This is a genomic window from Bradyrhizobium sp. Bra64, from assembly GCF_024519875.1.
Taxonomy (GTDB): Bacteria; Pseudomonadota; Alphaproteobacteria; order Rhizobiales; family Xanthobacteraceae; genus Bradyrhizobium; species Bradyrhizobium japonicum_G.
Window position 1 is genome coordinate 339,504 of record NZ_JALJRD010000007.1, and the last position, 21,389, is coordinate 360,892.

The 21,389-nt window shown below is 65.1% G+C and carries 17 protein-coding genes; 7 read left to right on the forward strand and 10 right to left on the reverse strand.

What is annotated here, in order from left to right; translation table 11 throughout:
* Nucleotides 1-17: 17 nt before the first annotated feature.
* Nucleotides 18-1,211: a serine hydrolase gene (locus tag NR187_RS22275; protein ID WP_256807607.1), complete on the reverse strand. Its 1,194-nt coding sequence runs from the start codon at nucleotides 1,209-1,211 to the stop codon at nucleotides 18-20.
* Between the two features lie 347 nt (nucleotides 1,212-1,558).
* On the opposite strand from NR187_RS22275, the gene NR187_RS22280 reads away from it, so the two are divergent.
* From NR187_RS22280 to NR187_RS22295, 4 genes are all read left to right on the forward strand, one after another.
* Complete coding sequence (locus NR187_RS22280; RefSeq protein WP_211383921.1) at nucleotides 1,559-1,879, forward strand: hypothetical protein; 321 nt, start codon at nucleotides 1,559-1,561, stop codon at nucleotides 1,877-1,879.
* A 112-nt stretch (nucleotides 1,880-1,991) separates the two neighbouring features.
* On the forward strand, nucleotides 1,992-3,485 hold the full coding sequence (locus NR187_RS22285) for an NAD-dependent succinate-semialdehyde dehydrogenase (RefSeq protein ID WP_256807609.1): 1,494 nt from the start codon (nucleotides 1,992-1,994) through the stop codon (nucleotides 3,483-3,485).
* Between the two features lie 225 nt (nucleotides 3,486-3,710).
* Nucleotides 3,711-5,213, forward strand: coding sequence for a CHASE3 domain-containing protein (locus NR187_RS22290; RefSeq protein WP_211383923.1), 1,503 nt, complete (start codon nucleotides 3,711-3,713; stop codon nucleotides 5,211-5,213).
* A complete protein-coding gene (locus NR187_RS22295; RefSeq protein ID WP_211383924.1) occupies nucleotides 5,210-6,346 on the forward strand; it encodes a sugar ABC transporter substrate-binding protein in 1,137 nt (378 codons plus the stop codon). The genes NR187_RS22290 and NR187_RS22295 overlap by 4 nt, the downstream gene beginning before the upstream one ends.
* Before the next feature lie 5 nt (nucleotides 6,347-6,351).
* Here NR187_RS22295 and NR187_RS22300 read toward each other — a convergent pair whose 3' ends face one another.
* The 3 genes from NR187_RS22300 to NR187_RS22310 all read right to left on the reverse strand — a co-directional run bounded on the left by NR187_RS22300 (nucleotide 6,352) and on the right by NR187_RS22310 (nucleotide 10,778).
* A complete protein-coding gene (locus tag NR187_RS22300) occupies nucleotides 6,352-8,568 on the reverse strand; it encodes a SulP family inorganic anion transporter (RefSeq protein ID WP_256807628.1) in 2,217 nt (738 codons plus the stop codon).
* Nucleotides 8,569-8,868: 300 nt separating this feature from the next.
* Entirely contained in the window at nucleotides 8,869-9,783 is a 915-nt protein-coding gene (locus NR187_RS22305; protein ID WP_211383925.1) for a phosphoribosylaminoimidazolesuccinocarboxamide synthase, read from the reverse strand.
* A 77-nt stretch (nucleotides 9,784-9,860) separates the two neighbouring features.
* Complete coding sequence (locus NR187_RS22310; RefSeq protein WP_211383926.1) at nucleotides 9,861-10,778, reverse strand: pirin family protein; 918 nt, start codon at nucleotides 10,776-10,778, stop codon at nucleotides 9,861-9,863.
* A 286-nt stretch (nucleotides 10,779-11,064) separates the two neighbouring features.
* Here NR187_RS22310 and NR187_RS22315 point away from each other — a divergent pair, with 286 nt between their 5' ends.
* On the forward strand, nucleotides 11,065-12,126 hold the full coding sequence (locus NR187_RS22315; protein ID WP_256807611.1) for a helix-turn-helix domain-containing protein: 1,062 nt from the start codon (nucleotides 11,065-11,067) through the stop codon (nucleotides 12,124-12,126).
* A gap of 146 nt (nucleotides 12,127-12,272) precedes the next feature.
* Nucleotides 12,273-13,700 (forward strand): serine hydrolase, encoded by a 1,428-nt coding sequence (locus NR187_RS22320; RefSeq protein WP_256807613.1) that lies wholly within the window; start codon nucleotides 12,273-12,275, stop codon nucleotides 13,698-13,700.
* Nucleotides 13,701-13,756: 56 nt separating this feature from the next.
* Here the strand turns inward: NR187_RS22320 and NR187_RS22325 are convergent, their stop codons facing one another.
* Entirely contained in the window at nucleotides 13,757-15,124 is a 1,368-nt protein-coding gene (locus NR187_RS22325; RefSeq protein WP_256807614.1) for an MmgE/PrpD family protein, read from the reverse strand.
* Nucleotides 15,125-15,247: 123 nt separating this feature from the next.
* On the opposite strand from NR187_RS22325, the gene NR187_RS22330 reads away from it, so the two are divergent.
* Entirely contained in the window at nucleotides 15,248-16,363 is a 1,116-nt protein-coding gene (locus NR187_RS22330; protein WP_256807615.1) for an aromatic acid exporter family protein, read from the forward strand.
* Nucleotide 16,364: 1 nt separating this feature from the next.
* On the opposite strand, the gene NR187_RS22335 is transcribed toward NR187_RS22330, so the two are convergent.
* The 5 genes from NR187_RS22335 to NR187_RS22355 form a co-directional block, all read right to left on the reverse strand.
* Nucleotides 16,365-17,027: a 2-hydroxychromene-2-carboxylate isomerase gene (locus NR187_RS22335; RefSeq protein ID WP_256807616.1), complete on the reverse strand. Its 663-nt coding sequence runs from the start codon at nucleotides 17,025-17,027 to the stop codon at nucleotides 16,365-16,367.
* Entirely contained in the window at nucleotides 17,024-17,512 is a 489-nt protein-coding gene (locus NR187_RS22340) for a DUF2867 domain-containing protein (protein WP_256807617.1), read from the reverse strand. Before NR187_RS22340 ends, NR187_RS22335 begins: the two co-directional genes overlap by 4 nt.
* Nucleotides 17,509-18,903: an MATE family efflux transporter gene (locus NR187_RS22345; protein WP_211383933.1), complete on the reverse strand. Its 1,395-nt coding sequence runs from the start codon at nucleotides 18,901-18,903 to the stop codon at nucleotides 17,509-17,511. Before NR187_RS22345 ends, NR187_RS22340 begins: the two co-directional genes overlap by 4 nt.
* A 190-nt stretch (nucleotides 18,904-19,093) precedes the next feature.
* The gene (gene murA, locus NR187_RS22350; RefSeq protein WP_211383934.1) at nucleotides 19,094-20,389 is read right to left on the reverse strand and encodes a UDP-N-acetylglucosamine 1-carboxyvinyltransferase; all 1,296 of its coding nucleotides are present in this window, start codon (nucleotides 20,387-20,389) and stop codon (nucleotides 19,094-19,096) included.
* Nucleotides 20,390-20,533: 144 nt separating this feature from the next.
* A complete protein-coding gene (locus NR187_RS22355) occupies nucleotides 20,534-21,004 on the reverse strand; it encodes a hypothetical protein (protein ID WP_256807619.1) in 471 nt (156 codons plus the stop codon).
* Nucleotides 21,005-21,389: the final 385 nt, after the last annotated feature.

A 21,389-nucleotide genomic window follows, 5' to 3' on the forward strand; every position in this document is an offset into this window, starting at 1 on the left:
CGCCTCATACTAAGGAGTTAGGCCGCCTTTTGCCCGCTGCCAGCATCGAGGCCGGCATAGACCCCGCGCTCGAAGCCCGCGAACGCTTCCAGGCACTTCGCGTCGGCGAACGGCAACAGCTGCATCAGGATCACGCCGGTGACGTCGCGCGCCGGATCGATCCAGTAATAGGTGTTGGCGAGGCCCGCCCAGGCGAGGCTGCCGGCGCTGCGGCCTTCCGCCGTCTTGGCGGTGTTGATCATGAAGCTGAGGCCCCACTTCTTCACCTGCTCCGGATAGAGGTCGACGTCGTTGGTGTACATCGGCGCCGCCGTGGTCAGCTTGCCCATGGCGAGATCGCCGATGTGGTTCTGCCCCATGGTCGCGACGGTCTCGGCCTTCAGTACCTGATTGCCGTTGCCGCGGCCCTTGTTCAAGATCATCTGGGTGAACTTGATGTAGTCGGCCGCGGTCGAATAGAGGCCGCCGCCACCCATGTGGAATTCCGGCTCCTGCTCGAGCTCGAACGGGATCGACGCGAGCTGGCCGTCCTCGCCGCGTGCATGCATGCCGACCAGGCGCTTGCGCATGTTGTCGGTGATCTTGAAAGCGGTGTCGCCCATGCCGAGCGGCGCGAACAGATTGTCGCGCAGATAGGCATCGAGGCGCTTGCCGCTGACGGCTTCCACGGCCTTGCCGACGAAATCGATATTGGTGCCGTATTCCCAGCGCGTGCCGGGATCGGTCATGATCGGCGTCTTCAGCGCCGCGTTCTGGCAGGTGGTGATGGCGGGGATGCCGACCTTGTCCAGATAGACCGCAAGGTCGCCGTTCCACATGTTGTAGCAGAAGCCGGCGGTGTGGGTCATCAACTGGCGCAGCGTGATCGGCCCTTTGGCCGGCCGCAGCTTCGCCTCGCCGCGGGCGTCGAATCCTTCGAGCACTTGCGGCTTGGCGAGATCGGGCAGCAGCTCGCCGATCGGCGCATCCAGCGACAGCTTGCCTTGCTCGACCAGCTGTATCGCGCCCGCCGTCGTCACCGCCTTCGTCATCGAGGCGATCCAGAACACGCTATCCGCCGTCATCGCGTCGGGCTTCGACAAATCGCGTTTGCCGAACGCACCCTGGTACAGCACGTCGCTACCGCTGGCGGCGATCGCGACGACGCCGGGAATCTCCTTGGCCTCGCTCTTCTGGCGCAGAATCTCGTCGATCTGTGCTTGGCTTTGCATACGCGTTTCCTCCGGTTTGTTTATTGTTGGAAGCGATCGATTGTCCTCCCGCGTGCTTCGCGCGGCAAGCGCATCCACGTACCTTCGCCGGTCGCGATGTCGTGACTTGACGCTTCGTCACTCACGCAGGACGAGAAAGGGCTGAACTGCAACACTCCGTCACAATCTGCGGTGGATGGCCGCAACGAGCCGTGACCTCGGATGGGCCCGGGCGATATGTTTCGAAAGTTTTCGAGCACTTGAAACATTTGTGCGTTGCGGCGTTCAGCACCCGGCCCAATCGACGGCCGAGATTCAGATTTGATGCAAATTTGGCGGCCTTCGACCGGCCGCGAGGGGGACCTCAGATGATTTCGACCTGGAGCGAATGGAAGCGCTATCCCCGTCCCGGACGGGGCGACAATCTGGAGGCGCCGATCGCGCCCGGCATCTACGAGGTCCGGATCGCCGGCACCGGCGCACTCTATTCCTTCGGCGCGGTCGACAATCTGGCGCAGGCGCTGGCGCTGCTGCCGGTCGGCTCGAAATCCTGGTTCGGCCGCCGCCATACCTCCGACGCTCCCGATCTCGAATACCGGACGTGCGCGACCTCCTCGAAGGCTGATGCCAAGGCCGCCGCCGAGCGCATGATCGGCCGGCGCGAGACCTATATGAGCGGCGCTGCCTGAGGCTGCGGCTCCCAATTTCGTCATAGGCAGATGTGCGTTGCCGGACGGTGCATTGCGCGCCGTCTGTCCCTATATTCCGGCACGATCCGATCGTGCCCTGAGGAGTAACGCCATGACCCCGACTGCCGCCGCACGCGCCCAGCACGCCACGTCCACCCTGCGGGACAGGTTGAAGGACCCTTCGCTGCTCAAGGAGGCCTGCTACATCGACGGCGCCTGGGTCGGCTCGCCGGTCTTCGCCGTCAACAATCCCGCGACCGGCGTCGAGCTCGCCAAGGTCCCGCAGCTCGGTGCGGACGAGACGATCAATGCGGTCGAGGCCGCCCAGCGCGCCTTCCCGGCCTGGGCCAAGCACACCGCCAAGCAGCGCTCCAACATCCTGCGCAAATGGTTCGAGCTGATCATCGCCAACCGCGAGGACCTCGCGCTGATCCTCACCTCCGAGCAGGGCAAGCCGCTCGCCGAAGCCCTTGGCGAGGTCGACATCGGCGCGGCCTATATCGAGTTCTTCGCCGAGGAAGCCCGCCGCGTCTATGGCGAGACCATTCCGACGCAGCGGCCCGATGCGCGCCTGCTCGCGATCAAGCAGCCGATCGGCGTCTGCGGTGCCATCACGCCGTGGAATTTCCCGAACTCGATGATCACACGGAAGGTCTCGCCCGCCCTTGCCGCCGGCTGCACCGTGGTGCTGAAGCCTGCCAACGAGACGCCGCTGTCGGCGCTGGCACTCGCTGTGCTTGCCGAGAAGGCCGGCATCCCCAAGGGCGTCCTCAATATTGTCACGGGCGACGCGCCGCCGATCGGCAAGGTTCTGTGCGAGCATCCGGCGGTGCGCTTCGTCGGCTTCACCGGCTCGACGGCGGTCGGCAAGATTCTCTACCAGCAGGCCTCCGTCGGCGTGAAGCGGCTCGGTCTCGAGCTCGGCGGCAACGCGCCGTTCGTGGTGTTCGACGACGCCGATATCGACGCCGCGGTGGAAGGTGCGATCGTCTCGAAGTATCGCAACATGGGCCAGACCTGCGTTTGCGCCAACCGCCTCTACGCCCAGGACAAGATCTACGACGAGTTCGTGCAGAAACTGTCGAAAAAGGTCGCGGCAATGAAGATCGGCGACGGCACCGAGAGCGGCGTCACGCAGGGGCCGTTGATCAACCTGAAAGCCGTCGACAAGGTCGAGCGGCACATCGCCGATGCCGTCAAGCGCGGCGCCAAGGTCGTCACCGGCGGCAAGCGCAGCGAGCTCGGACGCTCGTTCTTCGAGCCGACCGTGCTCGCCGACGTCAAGCCGGATTCGCTGGTGGCGCAAGAGGAAACCTTCGGCCCGCTCGCGCCGGTGATCCGCTTCAAGGACGAAGCCGACGTCGTCGCGATGTGCAACGCCTCGCCGTTCGGGCTGGCGTCGTACTTCTATTCCCGCGATCTCGGCCGCGTCTGGCGCGTCGCCGAAGCGCTGGAGTCCGGCATGGTCGGCGTCAACACCGGCCTCATCACCACCGAAGTCGCGCCCTTTGGCGGCGTCAAGGAAAGCGGTCTTGGCCGCGAAGGCTCGCATCACGGCATGGAAGAATATGTCGAGATCAAATACGTGATGATGGCGGGGGTGTGAGGCCTTTGTCGGGGACGTCCCTGACTCTCGTCCACCAACTGAGCAAGTCCGATCGCAGCGCCCTGGCCGTCATCCGGCCGGGGCGCTGGCACGTTTGCACCCAGCATTCGAGGTGCAGGCTCCGAGTCCCGGATGGAACCCGGCGGTTGGGCCTTGATGTTATTTCGTCCTTAAGCTCTTGTAATCCTATTGAGTTTCCCGGCATCCGGGCTGGATTGACAAGACATGTATATTGCGAAGCGTTTCATCGTGCCGATCTCGCTGGTTCTGCTTGTGGTCGGCCTGGCCGCGCTGCTCGCAGTTGTCGGCATGACCGTTTGGCTCGGCGATCGCGCGAACGAGCATTTCGATGAAGTGGTCAGATTGCGTGATGTTCGAGTCGCCGCGGTCGAGCTTCGCAGCGCGGTCCAGTCGGCGGAAGCGAGCCAGCGCGGATTGCTGCTGACCGGCAACCAGATCTACCTTTCTCCCTACGGCGCCGCAAAGACGTCGGCAAACCGGCAGCTCGATAGCCTGAAGCGGAATCTCGGCGACGACCCACAATTCAAGACGGTGTTGAAGCGGCTTGATGTCCTCACCGCCGATAAATTCGCCGAAATGGACCAGACCATCGCGCTGAAGAACGACCGAAAGGACGACCAAGCCCTCGCCATCATCAATACCAACCGCGGCAAGGCGCTGATGGATGAGCTGAACCTGTTCGTCTCGGGCATCGTTCGGGCCATGGACAATCGTCTTACGTCGGGCGTCGTGCAGCAGAGGGTGAACGCGACGAATTTGAGGTTCGCGTCGATCGCGGCGTCAGTCCTGATTGTGCTGGTCGTCGGCGCCGTGACTGTAACGCTTCTGCGTTACACCAGCGAGTTGACGCAAGCGCGCGACGAGGTTGCGGCGCTCAACGTGTCCCTGGAGGATCGGGTCAAACACCGGACGGAAGCTCTTGCGAGGGCCAACGAAGAGATGCAGCGCTTCACGCATCTCGTGTCGCACGATATTCGCGCTCCGTTGATCAGCATTGTGGGATTTTCTGAAGAGCTTGCAGAGGGCGCGAAGGATCTCGCGCAATACCTCGAGCAGTCGAGCACCGGGTCGATCGATCCGAATCTGCAGCATGCAAGGAAGATCACCAATGAAGAGATGCCCGAAGCCATCAGCTATATCCGCAAGTCGGCGTCCAAGATGGAGACACTCCTGAACGCCGTGCTCCTGCTGTCGCGGGACGGGCGCCGCGATCCAAGGCCGGAAGCCGTGGACCTCGAGCGGACGTTTGTCTCGAGCGCCTCCGCGATCCAGCACCAGATTTCGGCGGCGGGTGGAAAGATCGATACACAGTTTCAAGTCAGCTCGATCGTGACAGATCGGCTTTCGCTGGAGCAGGTGATCGGCAATCTCTTCGACAATGCGGTCAAGTATCGCGCGAAGGAACGGCCACTTCAGCTCAAGGTCAGCAGTACGACGCTGCCCGGCGATCGGGTCGCTATCGAGGTTGCAGACAATGGCCGAGGCATAGCTCCGCAGGATCTGGGGCGGATTTTCGAGCTGTTCGGCAGGGTCGGCAAGCTGGACCAGACCGGCGAGGGTGTCGGGCTCGCTTATGCGAGAACGGTTTTGAGAAATCTTGGGGGAGATATCACTGCGACCTCCGAACTGGATCAGGGCACGACTTTCCGGATAGTCTTGCCGCGCAAACTGGTTCTTCCTTCCGTGGCCGACAGCGTGCCCGCATGAAATCTGACAGACGAAATTCGTTCGCGGCCCTCATCGCCTGCACCTTTATTGCCTGTCACGCGGGCGCACGGGCGGAGGACGGACCAGCCGGCATCACCATACCTCGCGTTTTTGACCCCTTCGATCGTAATGCCGCTGGTTGCAGTCTCCCTCCGTCGCTTACCAAGTCTCTTGCCTTCGCGCAGGACAATGAACGCGAATTCGTCAAAGGCATAGCGAGAGGCCTCGCGATGGCGGCAAACGACCGTGGCCTCAGCTTTTCCACTTCGATTGCAGACAACGACGCGGTCAAGATGGTCGAACAGGTCGATGGCTTCCGAGCCGCGCGAACGGGTGGGCTTGTTGTTGCGCCCGTCGATCCCGCATCGTTGGCGCCGGCCTTGAGAAGAACAATCTGGCAAGGCGCCTATGTCGGCGCCGTTGTGCCGCCGCCGGCCACGTCCCTGTTGAATGCGCCCCAATATCTCACGGGCAAGGCGCTCGGCGATGCTGCGGCGAATTACATTCGGATCAAGCTTGGTGGCAAGGCCAACGTCGTGCTGCTGACTCACGACAGCCTGCAGTTTCTCGCCCCGCGTTTCGCGGCGATGCGCGACGTGTTGAGGGACATTCCCGGCGCCGACGTCGTTGCGGACATTTCCCCTCCGACGGTGAACAAGGAAGGCGGGTACAGGATGATGCAAACGATTCTGCTGGCGCATCCAGACGTGGACGTCGTGCTGGGAGCCGACACCGTCGTCCTTGGTGCTCTGCAGGCAGTCAGGGAGGCAGGCAAGGAAAGGCCGGATCAGTTCTTCGGCGGCATCGATGGAGAGGTCGAAGCCGTCACTGAAATCAAGAAAGGCGGCCCTTACAAGATCAGCATCAGTCTCGCATCCTCGGTGTTCGGTTACGCCATGGGTCAGCATGCAGCCGACTGGCTGGACGGCAAGAGCGTTCCGCAAGCCATGGACATTCTTCCAAGCGCGCTGACGGCGGGGAATATCCGTCAATACGAAGCGGACCTGGCGAATCCCGCGGCCGTATTCAATGATCCCGCACGTCGGGATAACTACCTCAAGATGTACGGAAATATCTGCTACGACACGCGCGATCAGTACGTGAGCTTTCCGTGGTCTTCAGAAAGAAGGTAGCTTGATCACCGCCGCAGCACCGCGATCGTCCGGTTCGCGAACGTCAGCCGCTCGGCCATCACCGACACGAAGTAGGTCAAGAGCTTGTGACTGAGCGCGGGATCCTCGGTCTTGATCGCGTCGAACTGATGCGTGTTGAGCACGTATAGCACGCTGTCGACTTCGGCCTGGATCGTAGCGCTGCGCGGCGTGTTCGACACCAGGCCCATCTCGCCGATCGTGGTGTAGCGGCCGAGGCTGCGCACGCGCGTGGTGCGGTCGTCGTCGGCGGGGATCATGATGCCGACGCGGCCTTCGAGGATGAAGTGCATGGAATCGGCGGGGGCGCCGGCCTCAACGATCACCTCCCCGGCTTCGACCTCGATGCGGTGGCAGCGGCGGATCAACTCGTCGGCGTCGTCCTCGCTGCCGAGGATGCGCGCGAACCAGTCGCGCAGGCTGGCTTCTTCCTGCGCCAGCTCCCGGTGCTGCGAGATGAGCTCGTTCTCGCACCATTCCAGCGCGCGATCGAGCTCGGGGATGATGGTGACGCCCTCGCCGACGAAGTCGCTGGCGCGCAGCACCTTCTCGGCCGCGGCCGACAGATGCACCAGGATCAGCTCGACGCCGAGATCGCCTGCGCTGCGCTTGATCTGCGCAAAACTATAGGCCGCCGACGAATCCACTCCGGTGACGAGCTTGAAATCGAACAGCAGATAGCGGCATTCCGGGCGCTCCCGGAGCAGCCGCTTGACGTGCTGGTAGAGCCGGTTGGCGGAACCGAAGAACAGATAGCTCTGGAGGTTGAGGCCCTGGATCTTGCCGCCATGGGCCAGCAGCACGTCCTGGTCGTCGCGCGAGCGGTCGAGCGAGGAGCGATATTCCGATCCGTCGAAACTGTATTTGATCGACTCCACCCGCGCGGCGCTGAACGCAAACGTCGCGCAGCCGATGATGACGCCGATCAGGATGCCCGGCACGAAACCCCAGACGACGATGATCGCGATGATGGCGACCAGCGATACATATTCGAGCCTTGAGAGCCGCTTGCGCGACTCGATCAGCCATTTATGGAGCTGGTCGGCGCCGAGATAGAGCAGCAGGCCGCCAAGCACGAATTTCGGCATGAAGCCGAGCAGCTCCGGCGCGACGGCGAGCATCAGCAGCGAGATGGCCGCAACCGTGAGGCTGGACAGGCGTCCCCGGCCGCCGCTGCTGAAATTCAGGATCGTGCGGCTGACCGAGATGCAGCCGGCATAGCCGGCGAGCGCGCCAGTCAGGATGTTGGCGACACCCGTGACGTTCAGCTCGCGCTCCAGATTGGTCTCGCGATGCACGGCAACCTCGACTCCCGTCGTGTTGAACAGCGTGCTGGACGCCGTGACGAAGATGACGGCGACGACATTGCCAAGCAGGTCCGGCACGGCGGACCACGGATAGTGCGCGAGGTCGTCGCTGTGCCAGGGCAGCATGAAGGCCGCGGGCGGCGGGGGCTGGAAGGTCCAGCCCAGGGCACGCGCCTCCTCCGGCGAGATCCCTGCGATCCAAAACGCCAGATGTGCCGTGAGCATGCCGCCGATCAGAATGACGGGCAATCCGAACGGGCTGCGCGAGCGGTGCCACGTCAGATAAAGCACCAGCGCCATCGCGCAGGCGGCGCCCAGTTCCGCAAGCGTGACGCCATTGGTGAAGCGCAACATCGTGGCGAACTGCATGGGATGATCGGTGATCACCCGGATCGCGCCCATGATGATCAGGAGCCCGGTGGCGCCGAGGAAGCCACCTATCACCGGATAAGGTACGTAGCGGATCGCGCGGCCCATCCGCGTCAGTCCCAGTCCGCACAGCACGATCCCGGTCAGCACGGTCGAGAGGCCTAGCGTGATCAGGACGGGCGAGAGCAGGGGTGCCGATAAATTGGCTGCTTCGATGCGTTCGACCAGCGAGGCGGCCAAAATGCCCGTCACCGCGGCGGTCGAGCTGTCAGGGCCGGCAACCGCGAAGGGTAGGGAGCTTCCCAGCCCGATGACGGCCGCGAGCACCGCGGAACTGATGAAGGTCGCGGCGATGCCGTAGGACAGATAGGGCGAGAGCGGTCCCGCGAAGATCAGCAGCGCGTAGGAAAGTCCGAAGGTGACGGTCAGGACGCTGGCGGCGCTCCCGCCCAATATGTCATTCAGCGCACGCTTGAGGGCCGGATTGAGCCCGGCCGACGGAGTGAAGCCAATTGCAGGATCGGTCACGCCGTGAAACTCGCTCATGAAAATTCCTGTTCGAGACGTAGACGACTGCGAGCCTAGCGCAACAGGATTCTTGCAAGTATGAGTTATCCGACAAGTTTGAGCGATGCTGATGGCTTCAGCCGTCGGCAGGTTCCGCGCCGGTCGGACGCGCGATCTATGGCGTGTGAACGGCCAATCATACGTGGTGGATGGAGGAGCCGAAGCGCCCGCCTTGCAATCGGTGTCGTGTTGGCGAAAGCCAGGACGCGCCGGGGAGGCATCGAGCCGGTCGGCAATGACGGAGCGAGACGAGCAGCCGGGCTAGATCTTCAGCTCGCTCCCCGTCACCCGTCGATAGGCCTCCAGATACCGCTTGCTCGTCGCCTCCACCACACTCGCGGGCAAAGGCGGCGGCGGGGCGTCGCCGTTCCAGCGGCCGGCGCGGCGCTCGACGTCGAGATAGTCGCGCAGCGGCTGCTTGTCGAAGCTCGCCTGCGGCTGGCCGGGCTTGTAGGCACTGGCCGCCCAGAATCGCGAGGAATCCGGTGTCATCACCTCGTCGATCAGGATGATGCGGCCGTTCTTGTCGCGGCCGAACTCGAACTTGGTGTCCGCGATGATGATGCCCTGCTCGCGCGCCAGTTCCTCGCCGAGCGTGTAGACCGCGCGCGTCATGCTCTCGAGCGTGTAGGCGACCTCCTCGCCGACGACTTCGCGCATCCGCGCGATGGTGATGTTCTCGTCGTGGCCGGTCTCGGCCTTGGTCGCCGGGCTGAAGATCGAGGGCTCCAGCTTCTCGCTTTCGACCAGACCCGCCTTCAGCTTCTCGCCGGCGAGCGTGCCGCTGGCGGCATATTCCTTCCAGGCCGAGCCCGAGAGATAGCCGCGGATCACGCATTCGATCGGGAACACGGTGGTGCGGCGGCAGAGCATGGCACGGCCGAGGATCTCGGCGCGGTGCGGCTTCAAGGCCGGCACGGCGGCAATGATCTCGTCGGTGTCGGCGCTGATCATGTGATGCGGCACCACGCCTTCGAGCTCGTTGAACCAGAACGCGCTGATCTGGGTCAGCACCGCGCCCTTCATCGGGATGGTCTCGCCCATCACGACGTCGAAGGCGCTGATGCGGTCGGTGGTGAGGAGCAGCAGGCGGTCGTCGTCGACGGCGTAGATGTCGCGCACCTTGCCGCGTCCGATCTTGGGCAAAGGCAGGTCGCTGGAGAGCATGGTGGTCATCGGCAAATCTTTCGCAGGCACGGCCTTCGACAGGAGATCACGGCCGCGCAGAATGGCCCGGCCAGGATCGGGATAGCCTATTCCGGCAGCGGAATGAACTCATGTTCCTGCGGAACCGCGGCGAAGCGGCCGGTTTTCCAGTCCTGCTTGGCCTGCTCGATCCGCTCTTTGCTGGAGGAGACGAAATTCCACCAGATGTGTCGCGGCCCCTCCAGCGCATCGCCGCCGAGAAACATCATCCGCGTGGCTTTGAGCGCCTTCACCGTGATGCGATCGCCGGGCCGGAAGATCAGCAGCCGGGGCCCTTCATAGCGCTCGTTCGCGATCTCGATCTCACCGTCGACGACGTAGATTGCGCGCTCCTCGTGGTCGGGGTCGAGCGGCACGCTCGCGCCCGCAACCGCCGTGACTTCGGTGTAGAACCAGGGCGAGACCATCGTGACAGGCGAGGTGATGCCGAAGGCTGAGCCCGCGATCACGCGCGCGGTGAAATCGCGCTCGGAGATCATCGGCAGATCACCGGCACCGTAGTGCTGGAATGACGGCGCGATCTCTTCCGATCCGGCCGGCAATGCGATCCAGCTTTGCAGGCCCAGCATCTGCTGGCCCGAGGCGCGTTGCGCATCCGGCGTGCGCTCGGAATGGGCGATGCCGCGGCCCGCGGTCATCAGGTTCATCGCGCCGGGCTGGATCTCGCAGACGTTGCCCTCGCTGTCGCGATGCATGATGGAGCCGTCGAACAGATAGGTGACGGTGGCAAGCCCGATATGCGGATGCGGCCGCACGTCCATGCCCTTGCCGGAAACGAATTGCACCGGCCCGAAATGATCGAAGAAGATGAAGGGGCCGACCATCTGGCGCTTGCCATGCGGCAGCGCGCGCCGCACGGCGAAGCCGTCGCCGAGATCGCGCGTGCGCGGCACGATGACGAGATCGAGCGCATCGCAGGACATAGGATCGCCGAGCACGGGATCGTTCGAGGGTTGCCAGCTCATCGGTGGGCTCCTTTTATTGCGGCGATCGTAACAGGATTTGATGGTCCCGTCGCGACGCCTCCGCATCGCCGCGACGGTCTATTTGCCGTCATCGTGCGATATCGGCGATACCTAATCTGGAAACTGGGGCGGACGATGGTTTCTCCGATCAAGCCGGGCGCAAACCTGATCGAGGTCGATGGACCCGGGATCGAGACTGCGCCTCATTCGGCGTGATCCATCTTGAAAAGCGCGGCCTGACGAAGGATGTTTGGTTGATTTCCACCGCGACCGATCGCATCACCCGATGACACTTGCCGCAACCGAACTTGCCTTTCGTGCCGCGTCCGTAGCGCTGCTGCTGGTGCTGGCGGCGTCACTTGTCTCGGATTTCCGCAATGTGCTCGCGGCCCGGCTCGGCGCTGCGTTCGCGCTGAGCTCGGCCGCGCATGCTGTGAGCTATTCGTTGGATGTCACGTCGCGGATCCCGCTCTGGCATGCACCGCTGATCGCGTTGTCGACCGGCAGCATCGTGGTGCTCTGGCTGTTCACACGATCCCTGTTCGACGACGAGTTTCACCTCCGCTGGTGGCACGGATCGGTCTGGGCGCTGGTGACGGCCTTCAGCTTCGCGGGCTGCGCCTGGATTGCACCCAGCGGCCATGTGCGGTTCTCGGTGACGGTGGTCAATCTGATCGTGCTCGGTTTCATCGCGCTTGCGGTCGGGCAGACGATGGCCTCCTGGCCGGCCGACCTGGTCGAGCGCCGCCGCAGCGCTCGCGTCTTCATCGTCTGCGCAACCGCGCTCTATGGCGGGCTGAACGCGGTGCTCCAGATTGCCGTCGCCGGGCACCACGTCGGCGATGTCGCCGAAACCATCAATGCCGGCGTGCTCGCCGGCACCGTTGCGGCGATCGTCTATGCCATGATGCGCGTTGACGGGGCGGACCTGTTTCCGGCCGCGGCGGAGCCCGCACCGCCGACTGCTTTCAGTCAGCCTGCGGCAGACGACACTGCCGACCAGAAGCTTGTCGATGCCCTGATGCGCCTGATGGCGGATGAGCGGGTCTATCGCCTGGAGAACATCACCATTGGCGTGCTGGCGGGCCGGCTGAAAATTCCGGAATACCGGCTGCGCCGGCTGATCAACCAGCGGCTCGGCTACCGCAACTTCAATGTGTTCCTGAACAATCACCGGATCGAGGAAGCCAAGGCCGCGCTGGCCGATCCCACCCAGGCCGAGGTCCCCGTCATTACCATCGCGATGGATGCCGGCTTCCAGTCGCTCGGCCCGTTCAACCGCGCCTTCAAGGCGGTCACCGGCGTGACGCCGACGGAGTATCGACGGCTCAAGGCCGATGCGGCTTAGATTATTATCCCGTTGAAACAACGCCAGAATTTCAAATTCGGCTAGCCCCGGTCAGTTTCGGCGAGGCCGTATTTCAAATCCGGCGAGCACGCATCGCCCGCATCCGGCTCCTTCTCCGCCACTCGCCCCGAAGCCGGAGAAAGCCCGTGACCCGCCGCCGCAAGATCATCTTCGCTACCACCGCCATCGCCTTTGCCGGCCTCGCCCTCGGCGCGGCGCGGGCCCGCGACGTGCCGAAGGTTGCCACCGGCTTCATCGCTGACACGCTCTGCTCGGAGACGTTCGTCTCCGGCCTCGATCCCATGCGCGACCTCGCCGAGACCACCGACGCGATGCCGGGCACGGGTCTGCTCACCTGGGCGATGAATCTTCAGGTCGATCGCGTGCGCAAGGATGTCACGGTGACGCTGTTCGGCATCGGCCGCAGCCACGCCGTCTATCGCGAGGGCCTCGGCTGCACGCTCGAACACGGCCAGGGGATCGCCGACGTCGCGTTGCCGCCCGACGACAAGCAGACGGCGTTGCTTCCCGAGATTGCCGGTCCGGGACTGGTGTCGCCGCAAAGCGAGGAGCTGTCAGCCGCGCTCGACCGCGCCTTCGCCGAGCCCGCACGGCCGCCCTATCGCCGCACCCGCGCGATCGTCGTCATGAAGGCCGGCCGCATCATCGCCGAGCGCTACGCGGATGGCATTGGACCGGAGACGCCGCTGCTCGGCTTCTCCATGACGAAGTCGGTGATGTCAGCGTTGACAGGCATCCTCGTGCGCCAGGGCAAGCTGAAGCTCGACGGGCCTGCGCCGGTCGCCGCCTGGCAAAATCCGGATGATCCGCGTCATGCCATCACCGTCGATCAATTGCTGCGTCACACCGCAGGCATTGCGCTCGGAAGCTCGTTGGAGGCCTCGCTCGGCTCCGTGCTCGAGCCGGTCAACACCATGAAATTCGCCGAGGATGACATGGCTGCCTATGCCGCAAGCATGCCGCTCGCGACCGCGCCGGGCACGGTGTGGAATTATCACGACGGCAACACCATCATGCTCGCGCATCTGATCCGCAACGCCGCCGGCGGCAAACCCGAGGATGCGCTGCGCTTCGCGCGCCGCGAATTGTTCGCGCCGCTCGGCATGAAGCACGTCACGCTTCAGCTCGACGGCGCCGGCACGATCGAGGGCTCCAGCGAAATGCTGGCGTCCGCGCGCGACTGGGCGCGCTTCGGCCAGCTCTATCTCAACGACGGCGTCGCCGGCGGCAAGCGCATCCTCCCCGAGGGCTGGGTGAACTATTCCGCGACGGCCACGCCGCACGCCTGGGTCGGCATCGGCGCCGGCTTCTGGACCAATCAGGGCGACAGCTTTGGCGCGAAGTTTCGCATCACACACGGCTGGCCGCGCGATGCCTTCTTCGCCAAGGGCACGATCGGGCAATACACCATCGTGATCCCGTCGGAGCGGCTGGTGATTGTGCGCCTCGGTCGCTCGCCGAACGCGCCACCGCAAGCTGATGGTGTATTCGATCTCGTCCGCGACGTGGTCGCCGCGACGCGCGAGAAGGGGAAGATGGCGGGAGTGAATTGAGCTGTCTCTCACCCTGCCAGGGGAGGGTGGAGCGAAGCCGCGCGAACGCGACTCTATTACCGCCCCAGCTCCGTCGCCTTGGCGACGCGATCGAACCGCTCCAGCGTCATGATCGCATCCGCAAACTTCTCCGCCCGCGCATTCAGCACCGGGCGGGCCAGTGTCAGGAACTTCTGCTGCATGGCCTGTGCGTCTGGGAACGAATTCGGCTCGCCGGAGGGATCGGCGTAGAGCCGCTCGTGCACGCCGTCATCGGTGGTGATGCTGACGCGGGCGCCGAACGGATGGGTGCGGCCGACCTCGAGCCGGTCGTCCTGCACGACGTCGAACTTGTCGGCGAGCGCGTCGATGGCGGCGTCACCAAGGCGGCCATAGTCGTCCCAGCCGAACGAGCCCTGGTCGAGCGCGAGCGCGCCGGTGAAGAACATCGAGAACTGGCCGCCGACGATCGAGGTCGGATGCCGCTTGGTCGCGGCATCGCCGGTCAGCGTGATGCCGTTGCGATGCAGGCCGATCTCGACGCGCTTGACCTGGTCCGGCGTCAGATTGTGCTCGCGCCGCATCGCGATCAGCGCGTCGATCGCGGCATGGGTGTAGCGGCAGCTCGGATACGGCTTGACGCCGATCTTCATGGTCTCATAGGCCTTGCCGAGCTCGGCGACCGCCTTGTCCGGATGCGCATCGTCGGTGTATCCGGCGAGCAGGCCATGCTTGCCTTCCACCGATTCCGTCGCGCCGACGAAATCGGTGCGCGCTAGCGTCGCGGCGATCACGCCGTTCATCGCGGCGGCACCGACCTGATAGCGCTTGTTCCAGGCGCCGTTGACGAGGAATTGCAGCGAGCCCGCGGCCTGGCTGCCGGAGACGCCGAAGGCGGCGATGATCTGCGGCTCGGAGAGCCCGAACAGCTTGGCCGCAGCCGCCGCCGCGCCATAGGTGCCGGCGGTGGCGGTCGGGTGGAAACCGCGCGCATAATGCGAGGTCGGATCGAGCGCGTTGCCGAGCCGGCAGCAAACCTCATAGCCCGCCACGATCGCGGTCAGCACGTCGCGCCCGGAGGCGCCGACCATCTCGCCAACGGCAAACGCCGCCGGAACCACCGGTGCGCTCGGATGCAGCGAGGAATCGGCATGCGTATCGTCGAAGTCGAGCGAATGGCCGAGCGCACCGTTGAGCAGCGCCGCGACCGCCGGCGTCCAGGTCTTGGCATCGCCGAACACGGTGGACTCGCCCTTGGTGTCGAGCGCCAGCGCTTCCAGCATCTTCAGGATCGAGGGGGTCGATTCCGCCTCGCTGCGGGCCCGGATCGCGCTGCCGAGGAAATCCAGCGTCAGCACCTTGGCGCGATCCAGCACCTCCGCCGGAATATCCTGGTACTTCAGGCTGGCGACATAGGCGGCGAGCGTTGCGGTTTCGTGGGCCATCGTGTTTCCTCGTTTTGGCGCGCAAATTAGGCGGGCTGATTGGGCCTTTCAAGCGGCCTTGCGGCCGCGGGCACCAGCTATGCTTATGGCAGGTGCAAGAGGATCGGACCGGGACTTTCGACGATGGCACTCGCAAGACAAATGTTCGACCAGGTCTGGTCGCGAAAGACGCAATTGGGGCTGGCGGTCCGGGTCACGGTGGCGGCCACCGGGGCCTATGCACTTGCCACCGCCCTACACCTGTTGTTGCCGCTCTGGGCCGTCCTCACCTCCATCATCGTGACCCAGATGAGCGTCGGACGCTCGCTGAAGGCGACGCGCGACTACATGATCGGCACGATCGGCGGCGCCATCTATGGTGGCGCGATCGCAATCCTGATCCCCTATTCCGGCGAACTCGGTCTTCTGGGTTTGCTGGTGCTGGCCGTGGCGCCGCTTGCCTTTGTCGCGGCGATCTATCCGAACCTGAGCTCTGCAACGGTGACGGCGGTGATCGTGCTCGTGCTTCCGACCATGCATCATGCCGATCCCATGGCCTCGGCGATCGATCGCGTCAGCGAGGTCTCGGTTGGCGCCGTTACCGGGCTGCTGGTCTCGTTCCTGGTGCTGCCCTCGCGCGCGGTCCGGCAGATCCGCGCCAGCGCGGCAAAACTGCTCGAATTGATCGCGGAGGCTTTCACCGAATTGCTCGCCGGCCTGACGCGCGGCCGCGACAACGATGCGCTGCACCGGATCCAGGACGGCATCGGCACGGCAATGGTCGGCCTCAATGCGATCGGCGCCGAGGCCGAGCGCGAGCGCGCCGCGCGGCTGTCGGGCGGGCCCGACACCGGCCCGTTGCTGCGCACGATCCTGCGGCTCCGCCATGATGTCGTGATGATCGGCCGCGCCACCGTGGTGCCGCTGCCGGCCGAGGTGCAGATGCGCCTCGCCGCGCCGCTTGCGGAAGTCTCGAACGCGATCGACCGCTTCCTGCGCTCGGCCGCCGCCGCCATGCGCGAGGGTGCCGGCGCGCCGCCGATCCATCCCGTGCATGTCGCGCTCCAGCATTACGCCGACGCGGTTGCCGCCGTTCGCCAGGACGGCCTGATCCGCGGCCATTCCGGCGACACCGCCGAGCGCTTCTTCGCCATCGGCTTCTCGCTGGAGCAGATGCACCAGAATCTCTGCGATCTCGACCGCGTCGTCGGCGAATGGTCGGAGGCCGCGTCCGACAAGCCCGCGCGGTTGGCGGAGTGAGCTACCGTTTCGTCAGCCCCTTGCCCTGCATGCGCCAGAGCAGCAGGTCGATGCGGTCCTGGCCGAAGAACGGCTCGTTCTCGAACACGAAGGTCGGCACGCCCCAATGGCCGGATGCGGCGTGGTCCTTCTCGTTCTCCGCGATCACCTGCTCGTAACGATCCGGATCTGCGCTGATCGCAGCATCCATCGCGGCAAGATCGAAGCCGGCGGCCTCGGCGGCGCGCGCGAGATGGTCGCCCTCGTTCCAGCCCGCGACCGAGCCATCCCACAGCACGCGCGCGATCGCGTATGTGAATGCGAGCGAGCGCCCTTCCAGCTGCGCCATCGCGCCCAGCCGGGTCAGGCGGTGGATGTAGGGCTGCTCCGCCGCGACATCGAACGTCACCTTGTCCTGCACGATCGGGTCCGGTCTCGGAAAGCGGAACGGAATGCCCTCGTGCTGCGCCACGCGCGTGCTGTCGAGCACCACATAGCGAATGAAGTTCGGGCTGGCTTTCTTGAAGAAGCCGGGCACGCGGACCGCGAGCGGATAGACCGGCCGCAGGTTCACCGCCAGATCGTGCTCCGCGACCAGCTTCAGCGTCTTCGGCAACGCCAGATAGCTGAAGGGACTGCGGTAGGAATAGAAGAGGTCGACGGCAAGGGGCGTTACGGGCGTCATCGCGCCGGCTCCACGATCCGCGCCATCATGCTGCGCACCACGAGCTTGTGGAAGGGCATGATGAGGGTGAGGTAACTGCGGCCGAGCAGATTGTTGGTGCGAACCAGCGTGGTCGATGTCACCTCGCGAGCTGCGGCATCGCCGGTCACGTCAACGACAAGACGAAAATCGAGATGGGAATCGTCAAAGCCCGCGACCAGCCGCTCCGGCGTCTCGCTTAGCACCGGAAACAGGCCGATCAAGCCGCCCGGCGCCGGTGCGCCTTCGCCCGATGTCTTCAAACCGAACGGCGTTACCAGGATGTTGCGCAGGCGTATCAGCGCATCGACCCAGCGCGGCCCGTGCAGCACCATCCTCGTGCAGGCCTCGCGGGCGTTCACGGCCGCTGCGCCGATCTCCACGCGAAACGCATCGATGAACTGTGCGCCTGCCAGCAGCGTGCCGGCGTCGACATCGGGGGTGACTTCGCGGACCGTCCTGATCATCCCGCCAGTCTGCGCGTCAGCATCCGGAAGCGCAAGATCAAGAGCCCGGCATAGACGAACGTCCCGATCGAGAACCCGATCCAGACGCCGACCGCGCCCAGCCCGGCGTGGAAAGCCAGCACCCAGGCGACGGGAAATGCGACGCACCAATAGCCGATCGCGGCGAACATCAGTGTCATCCTGGTGTCATTGATGCCGCGCAGCGCGCCGCCCATGATGGTCTGGAGGCCGTCGGCAATGAAGAAGGTCGCACCGACCACCAGCAGCGTTGCGGTCAGCTCGACGGTGGCGGTGCTCTCGGCGCCGCTGCCGAAGAACAGCCGTCCTAGCTCATAGCGGCCGAGGATGATCGCGACCGTCAGCGCGGAGACCAGCGCGACGCCGAGCAGGGCCGCGACGAGCCCTGCGCGCTTCACCGCGAGCGGATCGTCGCGGCCGAAGGCCTGGCCGACCCGCACCGTCGCCGCCATGCCGATGCCGAGCGGCACCATGAACAACACCGCGGTGACCTGGAGCGCGATCTGATGGGCGGCGATCGCGGCGGTCGAGATCAGCCCCATCAACAGCGCCGCCGACGAGAACAGGCCATATTCCAGCAGCAGCGAGAACGAGATCGGGGCGCCGATCGCGATCAGCTCGCGCATCAGGGGCCAGTCGATCCGCCAGAGACGGGCGAGCGGGTGATAATCCGCGAACGGCTTGCGCAGGCCGGCAATGGCGAGCGTTGCGACGAACGTGCCGAGATTGACCAGCGTGGTCGCAAGCCCCGCGCCGAACAGGCCGAGCTCCGGCAGGCCGAACAGGCCGTGGATCAGGACGTAGACCAGCGCCGCGTTGACGGGAATCGCCGCGAGCGTGATCCACAGCGGCGGCTGCGGCCGGTTCACCGCGCTCATCATGCTGCGCAGCGCGATGAATCCGAGCGCCGGCGCGATGCCCCAGGCCAGCCCGTAGAGATAGTGCTGCGCAAGTGCGGCCAATTGCGGCGTCTGACCGAGCGCGATCAGGATGTGGTCGCCATAGAGCGGCGAGGCCATCATCGGCAGCGAGATCAGAAACGCGACCCAGAGGCCGACGCGCAGGGAGCGGCGGATGCGCCTGACATCGCCGGCACCGAACGCCTGCGCGGCCAACGGCGACACCGCCGCCATCAACCCGAGCCCGAAGGTGAAGCTGACGAAATAGACCGTGTGCGCCAGCGCGGCCGCGGCGACCGCATCCTGGCCGAGCCGTCCGATCAGCGCGAGATCGGTCGTGATCATCGCGATCTGCCCGAGCTGCGTCAGCATCATCGGCACGGCCAGCCGCAGCGTCTCGACGAACTCGTCGGCGAGAGGATTGGGCGGCACGCCGGCTTGCGGCCGCGAAGGATGTCGGGCGGTGTCGAGCATGGGTGGCTCAATAGCACGACCGGACGACGAAAACATGGCCTCACTCGTGTCCCGGATGCACGGAGCGCGAGCCGACCCAGGATCACGAGCGCTGTCTTTGCGGTATGGGCCCCGGCTCAGCAGCGCATCACTGACGTGCTGCGCTGCATCCGGCGCACGAGATCATTTTCGGATTGGGAGGCGAAGTGCCTCAGCCCTTCCGTTCCGGCACGCGCTTGATCTTCGCGCCCAGCGCGTTCAGCCGTTCCTCGATGCGCTCATAGCCGCGCTCGATCTGGTCGGCGTTGTTGATGGTCGAGGTGCCCTCGGCGCAGACCGCCGCAAGCAGCATCGCCATGCCGGCGCGGATGTCGGGCGAGGTCATCGTCGCGCCGTGCAGACGGCTGGGGCCGGCGATGATGGCGCGGTGCGGGTCGCACAGCACGATGCGCGCGCCCATCGCGATCAGCTTGTCGACGAAGAACATCCGCGATTCGAACATCTTCTCGAACATCAGGATCACGCCCTCGCATTGCGTAGCGGTGACGATCGCAATCGACATCAGATCGGCCGGGAAGGCCGGCCAGGGCTGGTCCTCCAGCTTCGGCACGTGACCGCCAAAGTCGTCCTGGATCTTCATCGTCTGGTTCGAGGGCACGATGAGATCGTCGCCCTCGATGCGGCAGACGATGCCGAGCCGCTCGAAGCCCATGCGGATCGAGCGCAGATGCTCGACGCCGGCGCGCAGGATGCGCAGTGGCGAGCGCGTCACGGCGGCAAGCCCGATCAGCGAGCCGACCTCGATATGGTCGGGCTGGATCCGGTAGGTCGCGCCGCCCAGCGTTGCCGGCCCGTGCACGACCATGGTGTTGGTGCCGATGCCCTCGATCTTTGCACCGAGCGCGACCAGGAAGTTGGCGAGGTCCTGCACATGCGGCTCGGACGCGGCGTTGCGCAAATAGGTGACGCCGTCGGCGGCGACCGCCGCGACCAGCGCGTTCTCGGTCGCGGTGACGCTGGGCTCGTCCAGGAACACGTCAGCCCCGGCCAGCCTTGCCGCACGGAATTCGAGCCGGTCGGTCGCCGTGACCTTGGCGCCAAGCTGTTCGAGCGCCAGCACATGGGTGTCGAGCCGACGGCGGCCGATGACGTCGCCGCCGGGTGGCGGCAGCATCACTTCGCCGCAGCGGGCGAGCAGGGGCCCCGCCAGCAGGATCGAGGCGCGGATGCGCACGCAGAGCTCCGGGTCCAGATCGGCGGCGCGGATGCTCTTGGCGTGGATATGAAGCGTGTTGCGGGTGGTCCATTCGGCGGATGCGCCGACCGAGCGGATCAGTTCGACCAGCGTCTCCGTGTCGCGGATTCGCGGCACGTTCTCCAGTGTCACCGGATGCTCGGTGAGCAGGGCGGCCGCGATGATCGGCAGCGCCGAATTCTTGTTGCCGGACGGCTCGATCGAGCCCGAGAGCCGGTGACCGCCTTCGACGATGTACTGGATGGGCGCCACGGGATCTCTCGCTGTCCTGCTGGGTGGGGCGGGCTGTTTCGGGCGGAAACTACATAGAATTGAGCGCGGTAGCAATTGCGCTGGCCGCAGCTGCCCGCGCCGATGTGCCTGCCAGACCCTCATGGTGAGGAGCGCGGGGAGGGCCTAGAACAAGCCGATGATATTCGCCACCACGTAGAGAATCGCGATGAGGATCAGTGCACCGATCACGACGAAGGAGATCTCGACCGCAATGGCGCCGGTGCCGAGGATCGCGGCCACGCCGGCCAGGAGCCGCTCCTCCCGGAAGATCAGCGAAAGGACCGAGAGCAGGATCGCAAGCAGGCCGAGCGAGATCGCGGTGGCGGACGCCGTTTCGCTCCAGCTTCTTCCGGCCGATTTTTCGATCCTGGGAGCCTGATATTCAACACCCTTCACGCGTGCGATCACGCGATCCTTGATGCGATGGCCGGTGTCGACGATGACCTGGTCCGCCGGTGGCGGCGGAAACACCATCGGCACGACCCAATGCGGCAAGACAGCGGCCATCAGCGCCAGCACGCCGACGATGCTGCCGATGATGCCAAGACGGCGGGATGATGGCGTAGCAGTGCTGGTCGCTGACGAGCTGGTCATGGCGTGACGTTTCCCGGCCGGAACTGGCCAACGGGTTCATGCCACTTCGTCGCGATGGCGGGAGGGGAGGTTCAGCTGAGGTGTTGCTACGAAGGCGGTGCGCCCCTCTCCCGCTTGCGGGAGAGGGCAGGGGAGAGGGTGTCGCCGCAACGGGACAATCCCCAAGAGGAGAAAGCCCCCACCCGCCGCTTCGCGTCGACCTCCACCGCAAGCGCAGGGCTATCGCATATGAAGAAAAGCGTGGCGGGCAGCTTGCCTGCGGCCCATCCTTCGAGACGCCCGCCTACGGCGGGCCCTCAGGATGAGGTCGCGTTTTGCGGTGAGATATCAGACCCTCATGGTGAGGAGCCCGCCAAAGCGGGCGTCTCGAACCATGCAGGCCGAG

Excerpts from the sequence above, each read along its gene's own strand:
- NR187_RS22285 (WP_256807609.1), top strand. The coding sequence starts at position 1,992 with ATGACCCCGACTGCCGCCGCACGCGCCCAGCACGCCACGTCCACCCTG.
- NR187_RS22275 (WP_256807607.1), bottom strand. The coding sequence starts at position 1,211 with ATGCAAAGCCAAGCACAGATCGACGAGATTCTGCGCCAGAAGAGCGAG.
- NR187_RS22355 (WP_256807619.1), bottom strand. The coding sequence starts at position 21,004 with ATGACCAGCTCGTCAGCGACCAGCACTGCTACGCCATCATCCCGCCGT.
- NR187_RS22315 (WP_256807611.1), top strand. The coding sequence starts at position 11,065 with ATGACACTTGCCGCAACCGAACTTGCCTTTCGTGCCGCGTCCGTAGCG.
- NR187_RS22280 (WP_211383921.1), top strand. The coding sequence starts at position 1,559 with ATGATTTCGACCTGGAGCGAATGGAAGCGCTATCCCCGTCCCGGACGG.
- NR187_RS22330 (WP_256807615.1), top strand. The coding sequence starts at position 15,248 with ATGGCACTCGCAAGACAAATGTTCGACCAGGTCTGGTCGCGAAAGACG.
- NR187_RS22295 (WP_211383924.1), top strand. The coding sequence starts at position 5,210 with ATGAAATCTGACAGACGAAATTCGTTCGCGGCCCTCATCGCCTGCACC.
- NR187_RS22290 (WP_211383923.1), top strand. The coding sequence starts at position 3,711 with ATGTATATTGCGAAGCGTTTCATCGTGCCGATCTCGCTGGTTCTGCTT.
- NR187_RS22310 (WP_211383926.1), bottom strand. The coding sequence starts at position 10,778 with ATGAGCTGGCAACCCTCGAACGATCCCGTGCTCGGCGATCCTATGTCC.
- NR187_RS22305 (WP_211383925.1), bottom strand. The coding sequence starts at position 9,783 with ATGACCACCATGCTCTCCAGCGACCTGCCTTTGCCCAAGATCGGACGC.
- NR187_RS22325 (WP_256807614.1), bottom strand. The coding sequence starts at position 15,124 with ATGGCCCACGAAACCGCAACGCTCGCCGCCTATGTCGCCAGCCTGAAG.
- NR187_RS22345 (WP_211383933.1), bottom strand. The coding sequence starts at position 18,903 with ATGCTCGACACCGCCCGACATCCTTCGCGGCCGCAAGCCGGCGTGCCG.
- NR187_RS22340 (WP_256807617.1), bottom strand. The coding sequence starts at position 17,512 with ATGATCAGGACGGTCCGCGAAGTCACCCCCGATGTCGACGCCGGCACG.
- NR187_RS22335 (WP_256807616.1), bottom strand. The coding sequence starts at position 17,027 with ATGACGCCCGTAACGCCCCTTGCCGTCGACCTCTTCTATTCCTACCGC.